The 16,142-nt window shown below is 34.0% G+C and carries 16 protein-coding genes; 14 read left to right on the forward strand and 2 right to left on the reverse strand.

Annotated features, from left to right (window positions below; all coding sequences use genetic code 11):
- Positions 1-286 precede the first annotated feature (286 nt).
- From NEH75_RS11920 to NEH75_RS11960, 9 genes are all read left to right on the forward strand, one after another.
- The gene (locus NEH75_RS11920; RefSeq protein WP_262948926.1) at positions 287-2,230 is read left to right on the forward strand and encodes a peptide ABC transporter substrate-binding protein; all 1,944 of its coding nucleotides are present in this window, start codon (positions 287-289) and stop codon (positions 2,228-2,230) included.
- 306 nt (positions 2,231-2,536) lie between these two features.
- Positions 2,537-3,496 (forward strand): ABC transporter permease, encoded by a 960-nt coding sequence (locus NEH75_RS11925; protein WP_055242319.1) that lies wholly within the window; start codon positions 2,537-2,539, stop codon positions 3,494-3,496.
- Positions 3,496-4,935, forward strand: a complete 1,440-nt coding sequence (locus NEH75_RS11930; RefSeq protein ID WP_055305549.1) for an ABC transporter permease — start codon at positions 3,496-3,498, stop codon at positions 4,933-4,935. Before NEH75_RS11925 ends, NEH75_RS11930 begins: the two co-directional genes overlap by 1 nt.
- Before the next feature lie 21 nt (positions 4,936-4,956).
- A complete protein-coding gene (locus tag NEH75_RS11935; RefSeq protein ID WP_262948927.1) occupies positions 4,957-6,006 on the forward strand; it encodes an ABC transporter ATP-binding protein in 1,050 nt (349 codons plus the stop codon).
- On the forward strand, positions 5,999-6,934 hold the full coding sequence (locus NEH75_RS11940; protein WP_055242313.1) for an ABC transporter ATP-binding protein: 936 nt from the start codon (positions 5,999-6,001) through the stop codon (positions 6,932-6,934). The genes NEH75_RS11935 and NEH75_RS11940 overlap by 8 nt, the downstream gene beginning before the upstream one ends.
- Positions 6,935-7,183: 249 nt before the next feature.
- Complete coding sequence (locus tag NEH75_RS11945; protein ID WP_156344112.1) at positions 7,184-7,354, forward strand: hypothetical protein; 171 nt, start codon at positions 7,184-7,186, stop codon at positions 7,352-7,354.
- A gap of 301 nt (positions 7,355-7,655) precedes the next feature.
- Positions 7,656-8,120 (forward strand): Spx/MgsR family RNA polymerase-binding regulatory protein, encoded by a 465-nt coding sequence (locus NEH75_RS11950; protein ID WP_055242309.1) that lies wholly within the window; start codon positions 7,656-7,658, stop codon positions 8,118-8,120.
- A 243-nt stretch (positions 8,121-8,363) separates the two neighbouring features.
- Positions 8,364-9,176, forward strand: a complete 813-nt coding sequence (locus tag NEH75_RS11955; RefSeq protein WP_055305550.1) for a DUF4037 domain-containing protein — start codon at positions 8,364-8,366, stop codon at positions 9,174-9,176.
- 45 nt (positions 9,177-9,221) lie between these two features.
- On the forward strand, positions 9,222-10,349 hold the full coding sequence (locus NEH75_RS11960) for a competence protein CoiA (protein WP_055242303.1): 1,128 nt from the start codon (positions 9,222-9,224) through the stop codon (positions 10,347-10,349).
- Between the two features lie 25 nt (positions 10,350-10,374).
- Here the strand turns inward: NEH75_RS11960 and NEH75_RS11965 are convergent, their stop codons facing one another.
- Complete coding sequence (locus NEH75_RS11965) at positions 10,375-10,950, reverse strand: CYTH domain-containing protein (protein WP_055275918.1); 576 nt, start codon at positions 10,948-10,950, stop codon at positions 10,375-10,377.
- Between the two features lie 130 nt (positions 10,951-11,080).
- Between NEH75_RS11965 and NEH75_RS11970 the strand changes: the two genes are divergently transcribed.
- From NEH75_RS11970 to NEH75_RS11980, 3 genes are read left to right on the forward strand one after another with little or no spacing between them, the layout of a single operon-like run.
- A complete protein-coding gene (locus NEH75_RS11970; RefSeq protein WP_055242299.1) occupies positions 11,081-11,773 on the forward strand; it encodes a GTP pyrophosphokinase family protein in 693 nt (230 codons plus the stop codon).
- Between the two features lies 1 nt (position 11,774).
- Positions 11,775-12,572 (forward strand): NAD kinase, encoded by a 798-nt coding sequence (locus tag NEH75_RS11975; RefSeq protein WP_055305551.1) that lies wholly within the window; start codon positions 11,775-11,777, stop codon positions 12,570-12,572.
- Between the two features lie 10 nt (positions 12,573-12,582).
- Positions 12,583-13,452, forward strand: a complete 870-nt coding sequence (locus NEH75_RS11980; protein ID WP_055242295.1) for an RluA family pseudouridine synthase — start codon at positions 12,583-12,585, stop codon at positions 13,450-13,452.
- 35 nt (positions 13,453-13,487) lie between these two features.
- On the opposite strand, the gene NEH75_RS11985 is transcribed toward NEH75_RS11980, so the two are convergent.
- On the reverse strand, positions 13,488-13,781 hold the full coding sequence (locus tag NEH75_RS11985) for a rhodanese-like domain-containing protein (RefSeq protein ID WP_055242293.1): 294 nt from the start codon (positions 13,779-13,781) through the stop codon (positions 13,488-13,490).
- Positions 13,782-13,909: 128 nt separating this feature from the next.
- On the opposite strand from NEH75_RS11985, the gene NEH75_RS11990 reads away from it, so the two are divergent.
- Positions 13,910-14,800, forward strand: a complete 891-nt coding sequence (locus tag NEH75_RS11990) for a helix-turn-helix domain-containing protein (RefSeq protein ID WP_055305552.1) — start codon at positions 13,910-13,912, stop codon at positions 14,798-14,800.
- 112 nt (positions 14,801-14,912) lie between these two features.
- Positions 14,913-16,013: an ABC transporter ATP-binding protein gene (locus tag NEH75_RS11995; RefSeq protein ID WP_055242288.1), complete on the forward strand. Its 1,101-nt coding sequence runs from the start codon at positions 14,913-14,915 to the stop codon at positions 16,011-16,013.
- The last annotated feature ends 129 nt before the right edge of the window (positions 16,014-16,142 follow it).

Here is a 16,142-nt window from a genome sequence, read left to right on the forward strand (position 1 = left end):
GGGTTTTTTTACTAATTATACCAGAATTATCATTGGAAATAAATTTTAGCTATGAAAAAATAACTAGTTTTATAATAAATATTTTTATTTAATATAAGATAAACCTCTTATTATAGATATTTTTGGTCGTTTATAACGAAAAAAAATAACTTTACAAAAAAATAACGCTTTCAACCAAAATTTAGGATTTACAAACTATAAACTGGGATATAAAATAGTAACAAGTATCATAAAATGATACAAAAAATTCCAATTATGGAAAGTGTTTTATAAGGGGGACATTATAATGAATAAGAAATTAGTAAGCATTTTTGCTGCTGCTTTCTGTGCATTTGGTCTTGTCGCATGTTCATCAAATGATGCTGGCAATCAACCAAGTGGAGAAAGTCAACAATCTTCGAGTGTTAGTGAGACAAACTCGAATAAAGTATTAAAATTATTACAAACATCTAACATTAAATCATTATTACCTTGGCAAGCAACAGACAACGTATCATTCTTAATGTTAGGAAACATCTTAGAAGGTTTAGTTTTATTTGGAGAAAATGGGGAAATTAAACCAGGTGTTGCAGAATCTTGGGATATTTCAGAAGATGGATTAACATATACATTCCATTTAAATCAAGACGCTAAATGGGTAAAAGCTGATGGAACAGAAGTTGCACCAGTAACAGCTCATGACTTTGTTTATTCTTGGACAAAATTAATTGATCCTCAAAGTGGTGCTGAATATAACTTTATGTTAGAAACAGCTGGTGTTGTTGGGGCAAGTGATGCATTAGGACTAGCATCTAACTTAGTTACTTATAACACAAGTTCAAAAGAGTTAGCTGCTTTAAAAGTTGAAGATTACGAAGATGGTGAAACTGGTACAGCACAAGAGCAATATGAAGAAGCAAAAGCAGATTTAGAGGCAGCTGTTGCATCTGCTGAAGAAGCAATTAAAGCATTAGGATTTGCATCAGTTGAAGAAGCAAATACAAACATGCAAACATTAATTGATCAATTAGGATTCAAAGCAATTGACGATTATACTTTTGAAGTAAAATTAGCAACACCAACGCCATACTTCTTATCATTAATGGCATTCCCTGCATTCTATCCAGTTAATGAAGCATTCGTTAATGAAGTAACAGAAGATAAATTTGGAACAAGTGTTGATACATTCTTATATAATGGTCCATTCTTATTTACTGAGTGGAAGATTTCAAAAAGCTTCTATTTAACAAAAAATGAATTATACTGGGATGCTGAAAATGTAGCATTATCAGGAGTTGACTTCACAGTTATTGAAGATGTCGATAATAATACTCAAGTTAGCTTATATAGAGATGGAACAGTAATGACAGCTGGATTAAGTGGACAAAACGTAGCAACTTACGGATCACGTCCAGATGCGGTTGCAGAAGGTGATGCCGGGGTATTCTACTTAGAAATTAACCAAGGTAACGGAGCAACGACTCCAGAGATGAAATTATTATCAAATGCTAAAGCTCGTAAAGCCATCAATATGGCAATTGATAAATCATTCATCACAGATGAGGTATTAGCTAATGGTTCAACAGTCGCTGATTACTTAGTACCAAAAGATTTCGTATATGGACCTGAAGGAACTAAGTTTGAAGGAAAAGATTTCCGTTCAACTTATCCAGGATTTAATACATATAATGTAGAAGAAGCTAAAAAATTATGGCAAGAAGCAGTAGCTGAAACTGGTGTAACTGGTGCGATTGATCTAGAATTATTAATCCAAACTGGAGATACAGCTATCAAGATGGGATCTGCAATCCAGAATGACTTAAACGAAGCATTCAGTGAGTTTGGTTTAACTGTAACTGTTCAACCAGTTCCATTCCCAGAAAAATTAGCTCGTGTATCTGCTGGAAACTATGAATTAGCATTCTCAGGATGGTCACCAGACTATGCTGATCCAATGACATTCTTAGATATGTTCGTTACAGGTGGAGGACATAACAACTTAGGATACTCAAATGCTGATTACGATCAATTAATTAATGATTCAAAATCTGGAGATTTAGCAACTGATTATGAAGCACGTTGGGAAGCATTAATCAACGCTGAAGAAATTTTATTAGGTCAAGACCAAGCTTTAATTCCTTTATATCAAAAAGGAACTGTAAGCTTACGTTCATTAAACTTAATTAACTACTGGCCACAAGCAGTTGGACCTGACTACTTCTACAAATGGGTAGACATTAAAGAAAACTAAAAAAGAGTTTTTACAAGCATAAGGCTACCTTGGTCTTATGCTTGTTTACCATAAATTATATTTTAGATGAGTATAAATTTTTTATGAAAGAAGTGACCTATCTATGGTCATGAATATTAAGGTTTTAATAAGGACTATGGCATTTAAATAAAACCTAATCATAAAAAATCACACATCTTAGAATTGTCTAAAAAATAGATTTAAAAAATGACAATTTAATTATTAATTTTTTAAATCTATCTTTTATTCAATACAACGAGAAAACATGAATTAAAGAGAAAGAAAATCCGGAAGGGGAGGTTAATGATGTTTAAGTACATTTTAAAGCGTCTTGGCTACATGGCGGTTACGTTATTTTTAGTTTTAACGGTTAACTTTTTATTGCTTCAGTTATTACCAGGAAGCCCATTTGATGGTGAGAAAAAGACGGAAGCTCAAATTGCTATTTTAGAGGAAAAGTATGGGATGAATGATCCGATTCCTGTACAGTATGCTCGATATCTAAAAGGAGTATTCCAAGGGGATTTTGGAACATCATTTAAATTACAAAACCAAGAGGTTACGGATTTAGTTTTAACACGAATCCCTTATACAATTAAACCAGGAGCATTAGCTCTTTTGATTGGGATAATAATCGGGATTACATTAGGAGCTATCGCTGCGATGAAGCGAAACTCGTGGGCAGATCATATGATTACGATTATATCAGTACTCGGAGTTTCGATTCCATCATTCGTATTAGCTGCTTTCTTACAATATTTTATTTGTACAAAATTAGGATGGTTACCAGTTATTTATCAACCAGCTGACGAAATGCGTGGAGTCACGATGTGGGATGAATTTAAATCATTGATTTTGCCAGCTATTTCACTTTCAGTACCAGTCATCGCATCATTAATGCGTTACATGCGTTCAGAATTAATTGAAGTTTTAAATACAGATTATATTTTACTAGCTCGTGCCAAAGGGTTAACAAAAGCACAAGTTATTGTGCATCATGCACTGCGTAATGCATTAATTCCAGTTATTACAGTTGTTGGACCGATGGTTGTTTCAATTATGACTGGAAGTTTAGTGGTTGAAAAATTCTTTGGAGTCCCAGGGTTAAGTAATTTACTATTAAACTCTGTTACGATGAAGGATCAATTCTTAACGTTAGGAATCGCATTCTTCTATGCCTTCTTATATGTTATTGTTATTTTAATTATTGACTTATTATACGGTGTCATCGATCCTCGTATCCGTTTAGCTGGAGGTGGAAAATAATGATTTCAAAAAAATATGATCCAACAAAATTTGAATTAGCTGCAAAACATCAAGGTCAATCCGATGAAATTAAAACAGAAAGTTTAACTTTTTGGCAAGATGCTTGGCGTCGTTTACGTCAAAATAAAGCGGCACTTATTTCAATGTATGCCATTTTAATTTTAGTCGTTTGTTCATTCTTAGCACCAGTCATTGGTCCAAAACACTCAAGTGGGGAAGTGGTTAAATATAATCAAACTCCAGTTTTAATTGATCCAGATACAGGAACAAAAATTGAAAAATCACGCTTAAGTTATTTACCACCACGCGTTCCAGGACTTGAAAAATTAGGTATTTTAAATGGAACAAGTGTTAAAAAAATGACACCGTTTGATTTATTTGTCGGAAATTCATTACCACAAGAGGTAAGTACGTTAAACTCCGCTTTAACAAAAGCTGAATTTGTTGAAGCTTTAGGGATTAAGTATCATCCAAATGATTATGACATTATGGAGTGGTCTGGAAAAGGTGAAAATCTGATGATCACGATTCAATTACGCGGAGCATCATCAACTGAAACAGTACCAGTTACAGATTTAATGAGTAAATATTCGGCATATAGTAACTTAGACTCATTTGAATTAAAATCAACGGAGTTTGATACACAAGGAATTCAGATGATTAAAGTAAATGTTAATGCCTACGTGTTAAAAAATGTTGAACATTTATATTTCTACTTTGGAACAGATGAATTAGGATTCGATGTATGGACACGTTTATGGACAGGAGTTCAAGTATCATTATTAATTGGTCTTTTATCATTAATTGTTGACTTTACACTCGGAATTTTATACGGTTCAATTGCTGGATTCTACGGTGGGACAGCGATTGATAACGTCATGATGCGTATTACGGAAATTTTAGGATCTATTCCAACAACGGTTATCCTGATTATCTTTATTGCTTCTAAAGATGCAGTGCTTTCAGGAATTCAAAATATCTTACATGTTAAATTATCTAACGTCACAGGATCATTTATTATTCTTCTGATGGCCATGAGTTTAACAGGATGGATTTCAGTTGCTCGTGTCGTACGTGCGCAATATTTAAAATTAAAAGATCAAGAATTCGTAATGGCATCAACAACACTTGGTGCAAGTAGTACTCGTATTATTTTCAAACATTTATTCCCAAATATTATTGGGCAATTAGTTGTTATGGCAACGTTCTCAATTCCAGCTGCTATTGCAACAGAAGCGATGTTATCATTCATCGGTTTAGGATTACCAATTCCAATGTCCTCATTAGGGGTATTATTAAGTGATGGAACAAGTAAAATGACATTTTATGCTTACTTATTATTTGTGCCAGCATTCTTTATGGTGTATTTAATGTTAGCGATCAATTTATTTGCAAATGGACTTCGTGATGCGTTAGATCCACGTTTACGCGGGAAGTAAGAAGGGGACGGTGAGAAAATCATGAAGAAAGTATTAGATGTTAATAATCTGAATATCACATTCGATACATTCGCAGGCCCTGTTTCTGCAGTTCGAGGTGTGAGCTTTACGTTACACGAGGGTGAGACATTAGCAATCGTTGGAGAATCAGGATCAGGTAAATCAGTTGCTTCAAAAGCGATTATGGGGATTTTAGCTGAAAATGGTAGAATTACTGACGGTTCAATGACATATACAAAAGAAAACGGAGAAGAAATCGATTTAGCGAAATTATCTGAGCATGAATATCATAAGATTCGTGGAAAAGAAATCGCGATGGTTTTCCAAGATCCAATGACATCTTTAAATCCAACAATGACTATTGGAAAACAAATTATGGAACCGATCATGAAACATCAAGGATGTTCAAAAGCAGAAGCAAAAGCTAAAGCAAAAGAATTAATTACTCTTGTTGGAATTAGTGAAGCAGCAAAACGTATGAAGCAGTATCCTCATCAGTTCTCTGGTGGAATGCGTCAACGTATTGTTATTGCTATTGCCTTAGCATGTAATCCACGTGTATTAATTTGTGATGAGCCAACAACTGCACTTGATGTCACAATCCAAGCTCAAATTTTAGAGTTAATTAAAGATTTACAACAAAAAACAAATGTTGCTGTTATCTTTATTACACACGACTTAGGTGTTGTAGCAAACGTTGCCGATCGCGTTGCTGTTATGTATGCAGGGCGTGTTTGTGAAATCGGAACGAGCAATGAAGTTTTCTATAATTCATGCCACCCTTATACATGGGGATTACTGGCATCAATGCCTGACTTAGATACAAGTGATGAACAGCTTTATGCGATTCCTGGAACCCCTCCTAATCTTTTAACACCACCAAAAGGAGATGCGTTTGCTTTTCGTAGTGAGTATGCTTTAAACATTGATTTTGAAGAACAACCACCAATGTTTAAAGTCAGTGATACACATTATGCGGCAACATGGTTATTGCATGAACAAGCACCAAAAGTAACCCCACCTGCTGCAGTATTACGTCTTCGTGCAAAAGGAGGATACACTCATGAGTAATAACGAACGCGAAGTTTTATTAGAAGTTAAAAATTTAAAACAATATTTCAAAATTGACCATAAACTAACGGTTAAGGCGATTGATGATATTTCATTTAAGATTTATAAAGGAGAAACGTTTGGATTAGTTGGAGAGTCAGGATCAGGTAAATCAACAACTGGACGTAGTATCATTCGTTTATATCAACCAACAGCCGGAGAAGTTATCTTCAAAGGGAAAAACATTGCAAAAAAATTATCGAAAAAAGAAAAAGCAGAAGTTTGTCAACAAATTCAGATGATTTTCCAAGATCCAATGGCGTGTTTAAATCCTCGTATGCGTGTGATTGATATTATTGCTGAAGGAATTGATATTCATAAATTGGCGAAAAATAAAAAAGACCGTGAGGAAAAAGTTTATAAAATTTTAGAAGCTGTTGGTTTAAGTAAAGACCATGCTGGGCGTTATCCTCATGAATTTTCTGGTGGACAACGTCAACGTATTGGGATTGCCCGTGCGTTAATAACAAATCCGGAGTTTATTATTGCCGATGAACCAATTTCTGCGCTTGACGTTTCAATTCAGGCACAGGTGGTTAACTTAATGAATACTCTGAAAAAAGAATTTGGATTAACATACTTATTCATTGCTCATGACTTATCAATGGTTAAATACATTTCAGACCGTATTGGAGTTATGCATTTAGGACGCTTAGTTGAGCTTGGAAGTGCAGACGATATTTATGCGAATGCAATTCACCCATATACTCGTTCATTATTATCCGCTATTCCACTTCCAGATCCAAATTATGAGCGTGATCGTAAACGTATCGTTTATGACAAATCACAAATTGATTATTACGCTGGGGACTGGACAGAAGTAGCACCAGGACACTTCGTTTTAGGAACAAAAGAAGAAATTGAAAACTGGAAACAGTCACGTAAATAAAAAGAAGTTGTAGCCGAATTTTCGGTTGCAACTTCTTTTTTTATTTGACTCTGTTAGTTTAAAAGATAGTTGAGTTTTAGATAAATGTTGATTTCAGTAGAAAGCAACTTAATCGAAAAAGCGACGCACTATAAGATGAAATTTAGACTTTCCTGTTGAATATCAACATGTTCTTAAAACACAGCCTTAACTGAATCAGGTGGACAATCTGGAGTTGTTAAAATTATTTCAACTGGATTGTTAGGAAATGTGGGAGCTGTTTTAACTTTATTAGGAGTGGTAGCTTGTCCGATTACATTAGGAGATGCAGCATTTAGAAGTGTTCAATTCAGGATTGCTGATGCTTTACGTATCAAGCAAGATGCAATCGTTAAACATTCCTTTATTGTTATTCGCTATTTATTGTTTGTATTATTTTAACACAAATCAATTTTATTATTTTATAGAATTGAGTCAGTAAATATCAGAGAGGATAAATGATGACTTTATTGGATTAAGAAGTTTTATAGCCAAGTTTAGACACTGTTTTATTTAATCTTAAAGGAATGAATTAGGTAAAAAGTAAATATAGTTATAAACTGGAGGTTTAAATTAGTTGATGAATTTATGAGCAAACGAGTTGAAATTAGAAATGAAAGTCATCATTAATAGGTTGTATCTAATTAAAGGGTAGTGTACAATATAAAAGATAGATGATGGCTATCGTTATGGAGGGATATGGATGGTTGAAATTTATACATCTCCCAGCTGTTCATCATGCCGTAAAGCGAAAAAATGGTTAGATGAATATGGGATTAAATATATTGAAAAAAACTTATTTGTAACGAAAATTACACGTGAAGATATTAAACAGATTTTAGAAAAAACAGAAAATGGATTTGAAGATATTATCTCAACCCGTTCAAAAGCATTTAAAGAAAATAACTTAGATGCAGATGAGATGACAATCAATGAATTACTTGATTTTATCGTTGAAAATCCAAGTGTTTTACGTCGTCCTATTATCGTCGATAAACATCGTTTACAAGTTGGATATAATGACGAAGAGATTCGCTGTTTCTTACCACGTGAATTACGCAATGTCATCTACTGTAAGAATTGTGATAACTGTAATTGCTCATATGTTAATGCTTTAGAGCGTGCGTTAAGTGACAATTTTATAGAGAATACAAGTAAAAGAAACTAATATATTAATAGTAAGAGAAGTAATCTAGGTTAAAGATTACTTCTTTTTTTATACCAGTCGATCAATAAACAGAGAGTTATAGAGATAAATATTTTAAAAAGAGACAAACATATTTTTAAAATTTGATGAATACATTGTAATAAGTGATCTTTAACATACAAACAGCAACTAAGCAATCTGTACTATGTATAGTTGTTTTTTATTATGTCATAAAAAATTCGAAAAATGGAAGGAGAGAACAAGATGATCAATGTGAATGAAATTTTACATCGCTTAATCGCTGAATTCCAAAGTATTGAGCAAGTGACGGCTATTGCCATGGCAGGATCTAAATTTTCTAATTATCAAGATGATTTATCCGATATTAACATAAATATCTACTACACCGAATTTATTCCTAGTGAGACGAGAAATCAAATTTTAATGAAGTTTTCAGAGTCTATGGAACTGGACTGTCTAGGAGAAGTACAAACCGACCATTGTTTACTTCGGGATTTCCCTATTGAACTTGATTTATGTTATCTAGATATTGAAGAAATTGAAAAACAACTTATTACTGTGATGAATGAAGCGTGTGTTACTCGCTATAATTCAACGCGTATTGCTTATTTTGTTCATTACTCAAACATTGTATTTGATCGTCATGAACAATTATCGACATTGAAACAAAAATATACCTCGCAATATCCTGATCTATTACGACAAAAAATTGTTCAAATTCAATATCCTTTACTTAAATCAAACTCTAAATCATACTACATTTCATTCGAACGAGCCCTTGAACGTCGAGATCGAATTCATATTTCTAGCCTTTTAAATGACTATTTAAAAAGCTATTTAGATCTCTTATTTGCGATTAATCGACAATTTTATCCAATTGAAAAGCGAATTATACAAATCATGGAAGAATCTTGCCCGCTAATACCTAACCTTATGAAAGAACATATTGAACTTCTGTTTATTCATGCGGGACGTTGTGATAAACAACTTTTAAGCGTCTTAGATATTATGATTAATCAAGTCACTCATCTTTTAAATGAACAATATCTGCTTTAAAAAGAAATTCACCCTTTTTTGCGTAAGTTAAAGTGGGTGATCAATATGTTAACAGCAAAACAAAATAACCAACTCGTTGATTTAACACAAATTCCAAAAAAGGAACTTGCACAACTAAAACTTAGTTCAAATTATGAGTGCCCGTATTGCGGCTCTCCTGTTATTTTTAAACAGGGGCCAAAAAGAAGGGCGCATTTTTCCCATATAACTCCTTGTGATTACGATAGTCATACTCATGAAAGCGAAGCCCATCAGCTAAGCAAGCTCGTATTATCACAGTGGTTAATTAATCAAGGAGCCACCTCCGTACAGCTTGAATATCGATTGTCAGCTGTTAATCGGATTGCAGATATTTACTTTGAATGGAATGAGCAAAAATATGTGTTTGAAATTCAAAAAAGTCTGATGACACCAGAGCTCTTTGAACAGCGAAATAAAGATTACCGTCAGTCAGGAATTCAGGTGATTTGGATTTTTATCCGTGATATTCAGGAAAGATCACACACTTATTTATTAAATCAAGTCATGCGGCTTCAAAAGGGAAATCGATTAATTCATTTTAATGTCCTCACTGAAACTCTTACTTTTTTTGATCATCTTGTTTGGTTAAATCAAAAAGAGGTTGAAGGAACGATTCAAGCTGTTCCCCTGAAATTTTTATCGTTAGATCAACTACTCTTCCCACCACAAGCGTATAAACAAAAGCGATTAAGTCAATGGTTAGCCATTAAGAAAGAATTTCGATGTCAAAAATATGTAGGTTATCAACGAAAAGAATATGGTCTTTTAAGAATGTGTGCACCTTTTTTAATTAATTTATCTTTATTACCATCAGTTGTTGGCTGGCCGATTGAAGAGGTTGCATACGAGAAGCCACTCTTTATTTGGCAGGCGTATGTTGTTTTATGTATCATGTCTAATTATGAAGAACATGAGGTGTTTACTTTATCAGAAATCCGCCAAAAGTTAAGACTTCATTATCGACTAAAAGAGTCACAGCACACATGGTTAGGTTTGAAAAAATATTTAGAGTTATTATCCATGTTTGGTATGATTCGTGAGCAATTTGGCTATTATGAATATATTAAGAAACCACATTTATACTTACAGCTTGAACCTTATTTAATAGAGGATGAGCAATTAGGTCAACTTTGGTTGCAACAAAAAAACTAGCTTCTACCTTAGAAGCTAGCTTTTCCTATTTTTTAGCGACGGCTGTGGCGCGCTTAATTTTATTTTCAGCGGGACGCGTCGGAATATTATGTTTATTTAATAAATCGTTAAAGATTTTTAATCCTTCATGATAATCTTTAACTTCATATTCTAGTTCGAAATCAATCACTTCACCATAGAAGCTTTTATCTAGGACAAGAAGTCCATTTTCATAAGGAACTTCAGCACGTTTGGTTGTTAAATCTGTCATGACGCGTAATTCATCTACATGAATTCCTAACTCAACTAAGGCATCGTAAACAGGTCCTTTTACGAGTTGATGATCATGTTTAAATGTTTTGTAGTCTGCTTTTGTAATCATTTGATTTGTCTCAAGTAGACCGACTTCTGCTTTCGTTTTTAATGTTAATTCATACGTGTTATTTTTTACTCGTACGCGAAGAGCCGCTTGTTGGCGTTTTAAATCATGAGATAGTGTATCAAAATAGACATTTTTTTGTGTCCAAATTTGCTCTTCATGAATTGAGAAATAATTTAATAATTCATGATATTCATTTTCATCTAACATGTTTTTAAATTCAATTTCCAGATTTGTAGACATAAACAATCTCACCTCTATTTAATTATGACGCAAAGACATGATATAATCAATGAGTGAAGAAAATATTTATAAAATAAGTTGAGTGAGAGACAACAGATTAAATCAAAGTGAAGAAATAGAGGTGAATTTAATGGATTGGTTAAGTTTTTTTGAGCCGTATGAATTAGCCTTACAAGAATTAAAAATAAACTTACGCGGAATCCGCCAACAATATAAAACGAAGGGATTACACTCTCCGATTGAATTTGTAGATGGTCGTATTAAAACGATCTCGAGTATACTGGATAAATTGGACCGTATGGGGTTATCAATTCAGGAGATTGATAAAGTATATGATATTGCCGGAATTCGTATTAACTGTCAGTTCGTTGAAGATATTTACATGGTGGTTGAGTTATTAAAAAAACGTCAAGATTTAGAAATTGTTGAGACGCGTGATTACATTTTACATCAACGTGCAAGTGGATATCGATCGTATCATATTCATGCTTATTATCATTTAGAAACGATTGATGGGATGAAAAAAGTTATGATTGAATTTCAAATTCGAACACTTGCAATGAACTTTTGGGCGAGTATTGAACATTCATTAAACTATAAATATGAAGGACAAATTCCAGAAGGAATTAAAGACCGATTAAAACAAGCCGCTGAAGCTGCTGCTTGGTTGGATGGTCAGATGTCAGAGATTCGTGATGAAATTGCGGAGGCACAGAAAACATTTGAAAAACGTCAATCCGATGAGTTTAGAGTGGTTGAACCGCCTGCTAGCCTAGTGACGTTAAATGAAGATTATTTAATTAAAAAGCATAAAGGAGATTAACATGAAAGTAGCAATCTATGCGAACGAGCGTGAGCAGTCTCAACAAGTCAAAGAGCAACTTATGTTAAAATTACAACAAGAACAAATCGAATTAAATGATCAAGAACCTGAAATTGTTTTAACGATTGGTGGAGATGGGACCGTTTTACATGCGGTCCATCATTATCTGAATCAAATTGAGAAGGTTAAATTTATTGGGATTCATACGGGTCACTTAGGTTACTACACAGATTGGTTACCTGATGAGTTAGATGAGCTTGTGGAGTTTTTAAAACAAGAACATTCAAACATCAATCATCATCCATTATTGTCCATCGTCCTTTGTGAGTCTGTAGCTTCGGAAAGTGAAGTTTGCCATCAATTATATGCGTTTAATGAAATGACGCTTTTAAATGCTTATCGAACGCAGCATTTAAATGTGACCATTGATGATTTGTTTTTTGAATCGTTTCGTGGAACCGGTGTCTGTCTGTCAACCCCAACGGGAAGTACAGCGTATAATAAATCATTAGGGGGAGCGATTATTTATCCTAGCTTAAAAGCGTTCCAAATGACCGAGATTGCATCGATTAATAATAATGTGTTTCGTACAATTGGATCACCATTAATTATTCCGCAAGAGCAAGTCGTGACACTTCAATCAGAAAACTTTGCTGATGTGACGATTACTCGTGACCATTTATATGAATCATATCAAAATATTCAAAAAATTAAAGTGACCCTATCAGAACGTTCCGTTGCTTTCATTAAACGTCGTGATGGACTTTTCTGGGGACGCGTCAAGCAACATTTCTTATAGGAGTACCGACATGAGTTTGACTTTAACTTACACGATTAAACCAGAAGAACACGGAACATCGATCTTAAATTTTTTAAAGAAACAAGAAATTTCTAAAAAAGCGATTGTCGCCACGAAGCATCGTGGAGGAGATTTGCAAGTGAATGGAGAGCATCAAACCGTTCGTTATGTCTTACAAACAAACGATGAGCTAAAGATTATTTTTCCGCCAGAAGAACGAAGTGCTGGATTAGCTTCTTATGAGTTGCCACTTGATATTATCTTTGAAGATGATTACCTATTGGTGGTGAATAAACCAGCGGGCATTCCGACCATTCCATCGATTCGCCATCCATATGAAACGTTAGCCAATGCACTAGTTCACTATTATAATCAAGAAAAAATTGAATCCACGATTCATTTTGTTAATCGACTGGATCGGGATACATCAGGCTTATTAGTTGTGGCGAAATATCGTCATATTCATCATTTAATGACAAAAGATGTGAAGCAAATTAAACGAAAATATTATACCCTTGTGAAAGGTCATCTCACGACTTCAGGCACAGTCGAAGCTCCAATTGCTAGATTGCAAGAGGGAAACGTTAAACGTGGGGTTCGTGAAGATGGAGATCATGCAGTCACGCATTATCGTGTCATTGAAACACAAGGTGAAAATACACTCATTGAATGTGAACTTGAAACGGGACGAACACACCAAATTCGTCTCCATATGGATTATTTAGGACATCCCTTGATTGGAGATACACTGTATGATGATCAAGCACTATTTTTAGAAGATGGCCATTTATTGCATAGCTATTATGTCAGCTTTATTCACCCAATTACAAAAGAAACGTATGAATTTCAAACAGATCTTCCCAAACGTTTTTCAATCTAAAAGAAGTGAGTCCCGTGAGGACTCACTTTTTATGTTTAATAGCGGTATCGCATATTTGTATAGCCACCTGCGATACTAATCACTTTATATCCAGCTGGTTCAAGCATCATACATGCTCGATAACTTTCACCCCCATGAGCGCAGATTAAATAATAGGTATCTCGCAAATTTAAGTAGCGCTCTGGATACATGACGAGCGTTTGATAGGGGATATTAACTGCTGTTGGAAGATGAAACTGAGCATACTGATAAGGATCACGAATATCAATAATGACCGGATTCGTACTCATGATTTGACTCAATTGAGCCATTGTAATACTTCTTGGCATAACGGACCTCCTTTGTTATTAACGTAAATCGTTTTTTTATCGTTCACACAGCGGAAACTATTATGTTGTCAGCATCTAAAAAATGATATACTTAATATATACTATGAGGGGAGAAGTGGGGATGCTATATGCTTTTACAAATAAAAGAACTTTATAAAGAAAAATGTATTATTGATGAGATGCCAGACTATCCAAATGATTATTACTGGTTCAAAGATGAAGGGAATCATTTGATTGGCATAAAGAAAAACATTCCGACATCAGAAAAAAAATTGCTATCCTTATTATTTGATGAGATTGTCTCTATTGATTTTGATCAACAAAAAAGGTTATTTTGGTTAGAGTTATTGTTATATGGAAAGACAAAATTACTAGAGACGATGGTTCATCCATACGATGAAGTGCGATTTATCTTTTTCCACCATAATTTTGATTCGGACACAAAAATTGAATTTGATCAATTAATTAAAAGCTTTAATCAGAAATTCATTGTTTTATTTATTGATCGTGAATATGGTGTCATTCTTGATTTTACCAAACGAAATGAATATGACGTGGAAGAATTTGAAGAAATTGCAAAAGCAATCAACGAAGATTTTTATTATTATACGAATCTTTATAAGACGGTCGATTATTCGATTGATGATCAAATCTCTGAGGCTTTTCTAAAAGAATTTAATCTCTATCAAAAGTATCGAAATCGTCAAGTTCTTATTATGGAACAACAAGAACTTCTATTACAATATATGATTTTAACTGTTAATGATTACGATGGATTTAACCAATTGGCGCAAAAGATTGAAAGATTATCTTATGATCTTGTGGAAGTGGTGAAGTGTTATTTAGACAATAACTTTAATTTATCGATGGGGGCGAAAGCCTTGTACATGCATCGCAATACGTTCATGAACAAATTAGAACGATTTATTCAATTAACGGGACTTAATGTGAAAGAGTTTAAACATGCCATTGTAGCCTATATTTTGATAAAAAACCTCGAATTAAAAAGTAATATATAAACGTTATATACAAGGTGCACAAGTTATATGATTAAAATGAGTGCAAGTTGTTTATTGAAAGTTAATCGCTTTCATTCTATAATTTACCTATACCAAGAGGGAGGAATTAAAAATGGCTGAATTAAAATTGAAAAACATTTATAAAATTTATGAGAACAATCCAAATCCATCTGTAACAGATTTCAATCTAGATATTGCAGATAAAGAATTCATCGTATTCGTTGGACCATCAGGATGTGGGAAGTCAACAACATTACGTATGATTGCGGGGTTAGAGGAAATCTCTAAAGGGGAATTTTATATCGATGGTGTCTTAATGAATGACGTGGCGCCAAAAGATCGTGATATCGCGATGGTATTCCAATCTTATGCATTATATCCTCACATGAATGTTTATGATAACATGGCATTCGGATTAAAATTACGTAAAATTCCTAAAGAGGAAATTGATCGTCGTGTGAAAGATGCAGCTCGTATTTTAGGACTTGAACAATATTTAGATCGTAAACCAAAGGCGTTATCAGGGGGACAACGTCAACGTGTTGCTTTAGGACGTGCCATCGTACGTGATGCAAAAGTATTCTTAATGGATGAGCCATTATCAAACTTAGATGCTAAATTACGTGTTGCCATGCGTTCAGAAATCATCAAATTACATGAGCGTTTAGCGACAACTACAATCTACGTTACCCATGACCAAACAGAAGCGATGACAATGGCTTCTCGTATTGTTGTTATGAAAGACGGAGTAATTCAACAAATCGGATCTCCAAAAGAAATTTATGATAATCCAAAAACTGTTTTCGTTGGTGGATTCATCGGATCTCCTGCAATGAACTTTGTTCATGGTAAAGTAGCAAATGGTTACTTTATTGCAGATAACTTAAAATTCCGTATTCCAGACGCCAAATTTAATATGTTAAAACAAAAAGGATATGATAATAAAGAAGTGATTTTCGGTATCCGCCCAGAAGATATTCATGATGAACCAATCGTAGCAGATACTTATAGTGAAGCAAAATATAAAGCTGAAATCGAAGTAGCAGAGTTATTAGGACATGAGTCTATTCTGTATACAACTTTAGCTGGGCAACAATTAGTTGCTAAAGTAGATGCTCGTTCTGATGTTCGTATGGGAGATACATTAGAGTTAGCGTTAGACATGAACAAATGCCACTTCTTCGATGTAACAACTGAAGAAGTTATCCGCTAATTTTATTTAAACACACACATACACACGTTAAAATATAGCCAAAGCTGTCTCGAAAGGGACAGCTTTTTATGTGCGCCCGGCATGGGTATTATCTAACGGGTTAAAGTCCCGAGTACGTCCAAGTAGCGG

Origin of the sequence: Turicibacter sp. T129 (assembly GCF_025594975.1) — a bacterium.
Classification (GTDB): domain Bacteria; phylum Bacillota_I; class Bacilli_A; order MOL361; family Turicibacteraceae; genus Turicibacter; species Turicibacter bilis.

Bases quoted from the DNA above. Each gene is read 5' to 3' on its own strand.
- NEH75_RS11975 (WP_055305551.1), top strand. From the start codon at position 11,775: ATGAAAGTAGCAATCTATGCGAACGAGCGTGAGCAGTCTCAACAAGTC.
- NEH75_RS11965 (WP_055275918.1), bottom strand. From the start codon at position 10,950: ATGTCTACAAATCTGGAAATTGAATTTAAAAACATGTTAGATGAAAAT.
- NEH75_RS11950 (WP_055242309.1), top strand. From the start codon at position 7,656: ATGGTTGAAATTTATACATCTCCCAGCTGTTCATCATGCCGTAAAGCG.
- NEH75_RS11935 (WP_262948927.1), top strand. From the start codon at position 4,957: ATGAAGAAAGTATTAGATGTTAATAATCTGAATATCACATTCGATACA.
- NEH75_RS11980 (WP_055242295.1), top strand. From the start codon at position 12,583: ATGAGTTTGACTTTAACTTACACGATTAAACCAGAAGAACACGGAACA.
- NEH75_RS11920 (WP_262948926.1), top strand. From the start codon at position 287: ATGAATAAGAAATTAGTAAGCATTTTTGCTGCTGCTTTCTGTGCATTT.
- NEH75_RS11940 (WP_055242313.1), top strand. From the start codon at position 5,999: ATGAGTAATAACGAACGCGAAGTTTTATTAGAAGTTAAAAATTTAAAA.
- NEH75_RS11925 (WP_055242319.1), top strand. From the start codon at position 2,537: ATGTTTAAGTACATTTTAAAGCGTCTTGGCTACATGGCGGTTACGTTA.
- NEH75_RS11995 (WP_055242288.1), top strand. From the start codon at position 14,913: ATGGCTGAATTAAAATTGAAAAACATTTATAAAATTTATGAGAACAAT.
- NEH75_RS11985 (WP_055242293.1), bottom strand. From the start codon at position 13,781: ATGCCAAGAAGTATTACAATGGCTCAATTGAGTCAAATCATGAGTACG.
- NEH75_RS11970 (WP_055242299.1), top strand. From the start codon at position 11,081: ATGGATTGGTTAAGTTTTTTTGAGCCGTATGAATTAGCCTTACAAGAA.
- NEH75_RS11960 (WP_055242303.1), top strand. From the start codon at position 9,222: ATGTTAACAGCAAAACAAAATAACCAACTCGTTGATTTAACACAAATT.
- NEH75_RS11990 (WP_055305552.1), top strand. From the start codon at position 13,910: ATGCTTTTACAAATAAAAGAACTTTATAAAGAAAAATGTATTATTGAT.
- NEH75_RS11955 (WP_055305550.1), top strand. From the start codon at position 8,364: ATGATCAATGTGAATGAAATTTTACATCGCTTAATCGCTGAATTCCAA.
- NEH75_RS11930 (WP_055305549.1), top strand. From the start codon at position 3,496: ATGATTTCAAAAAAATATGATCCAACAAAATTTGAATTAGCTGCAAAA.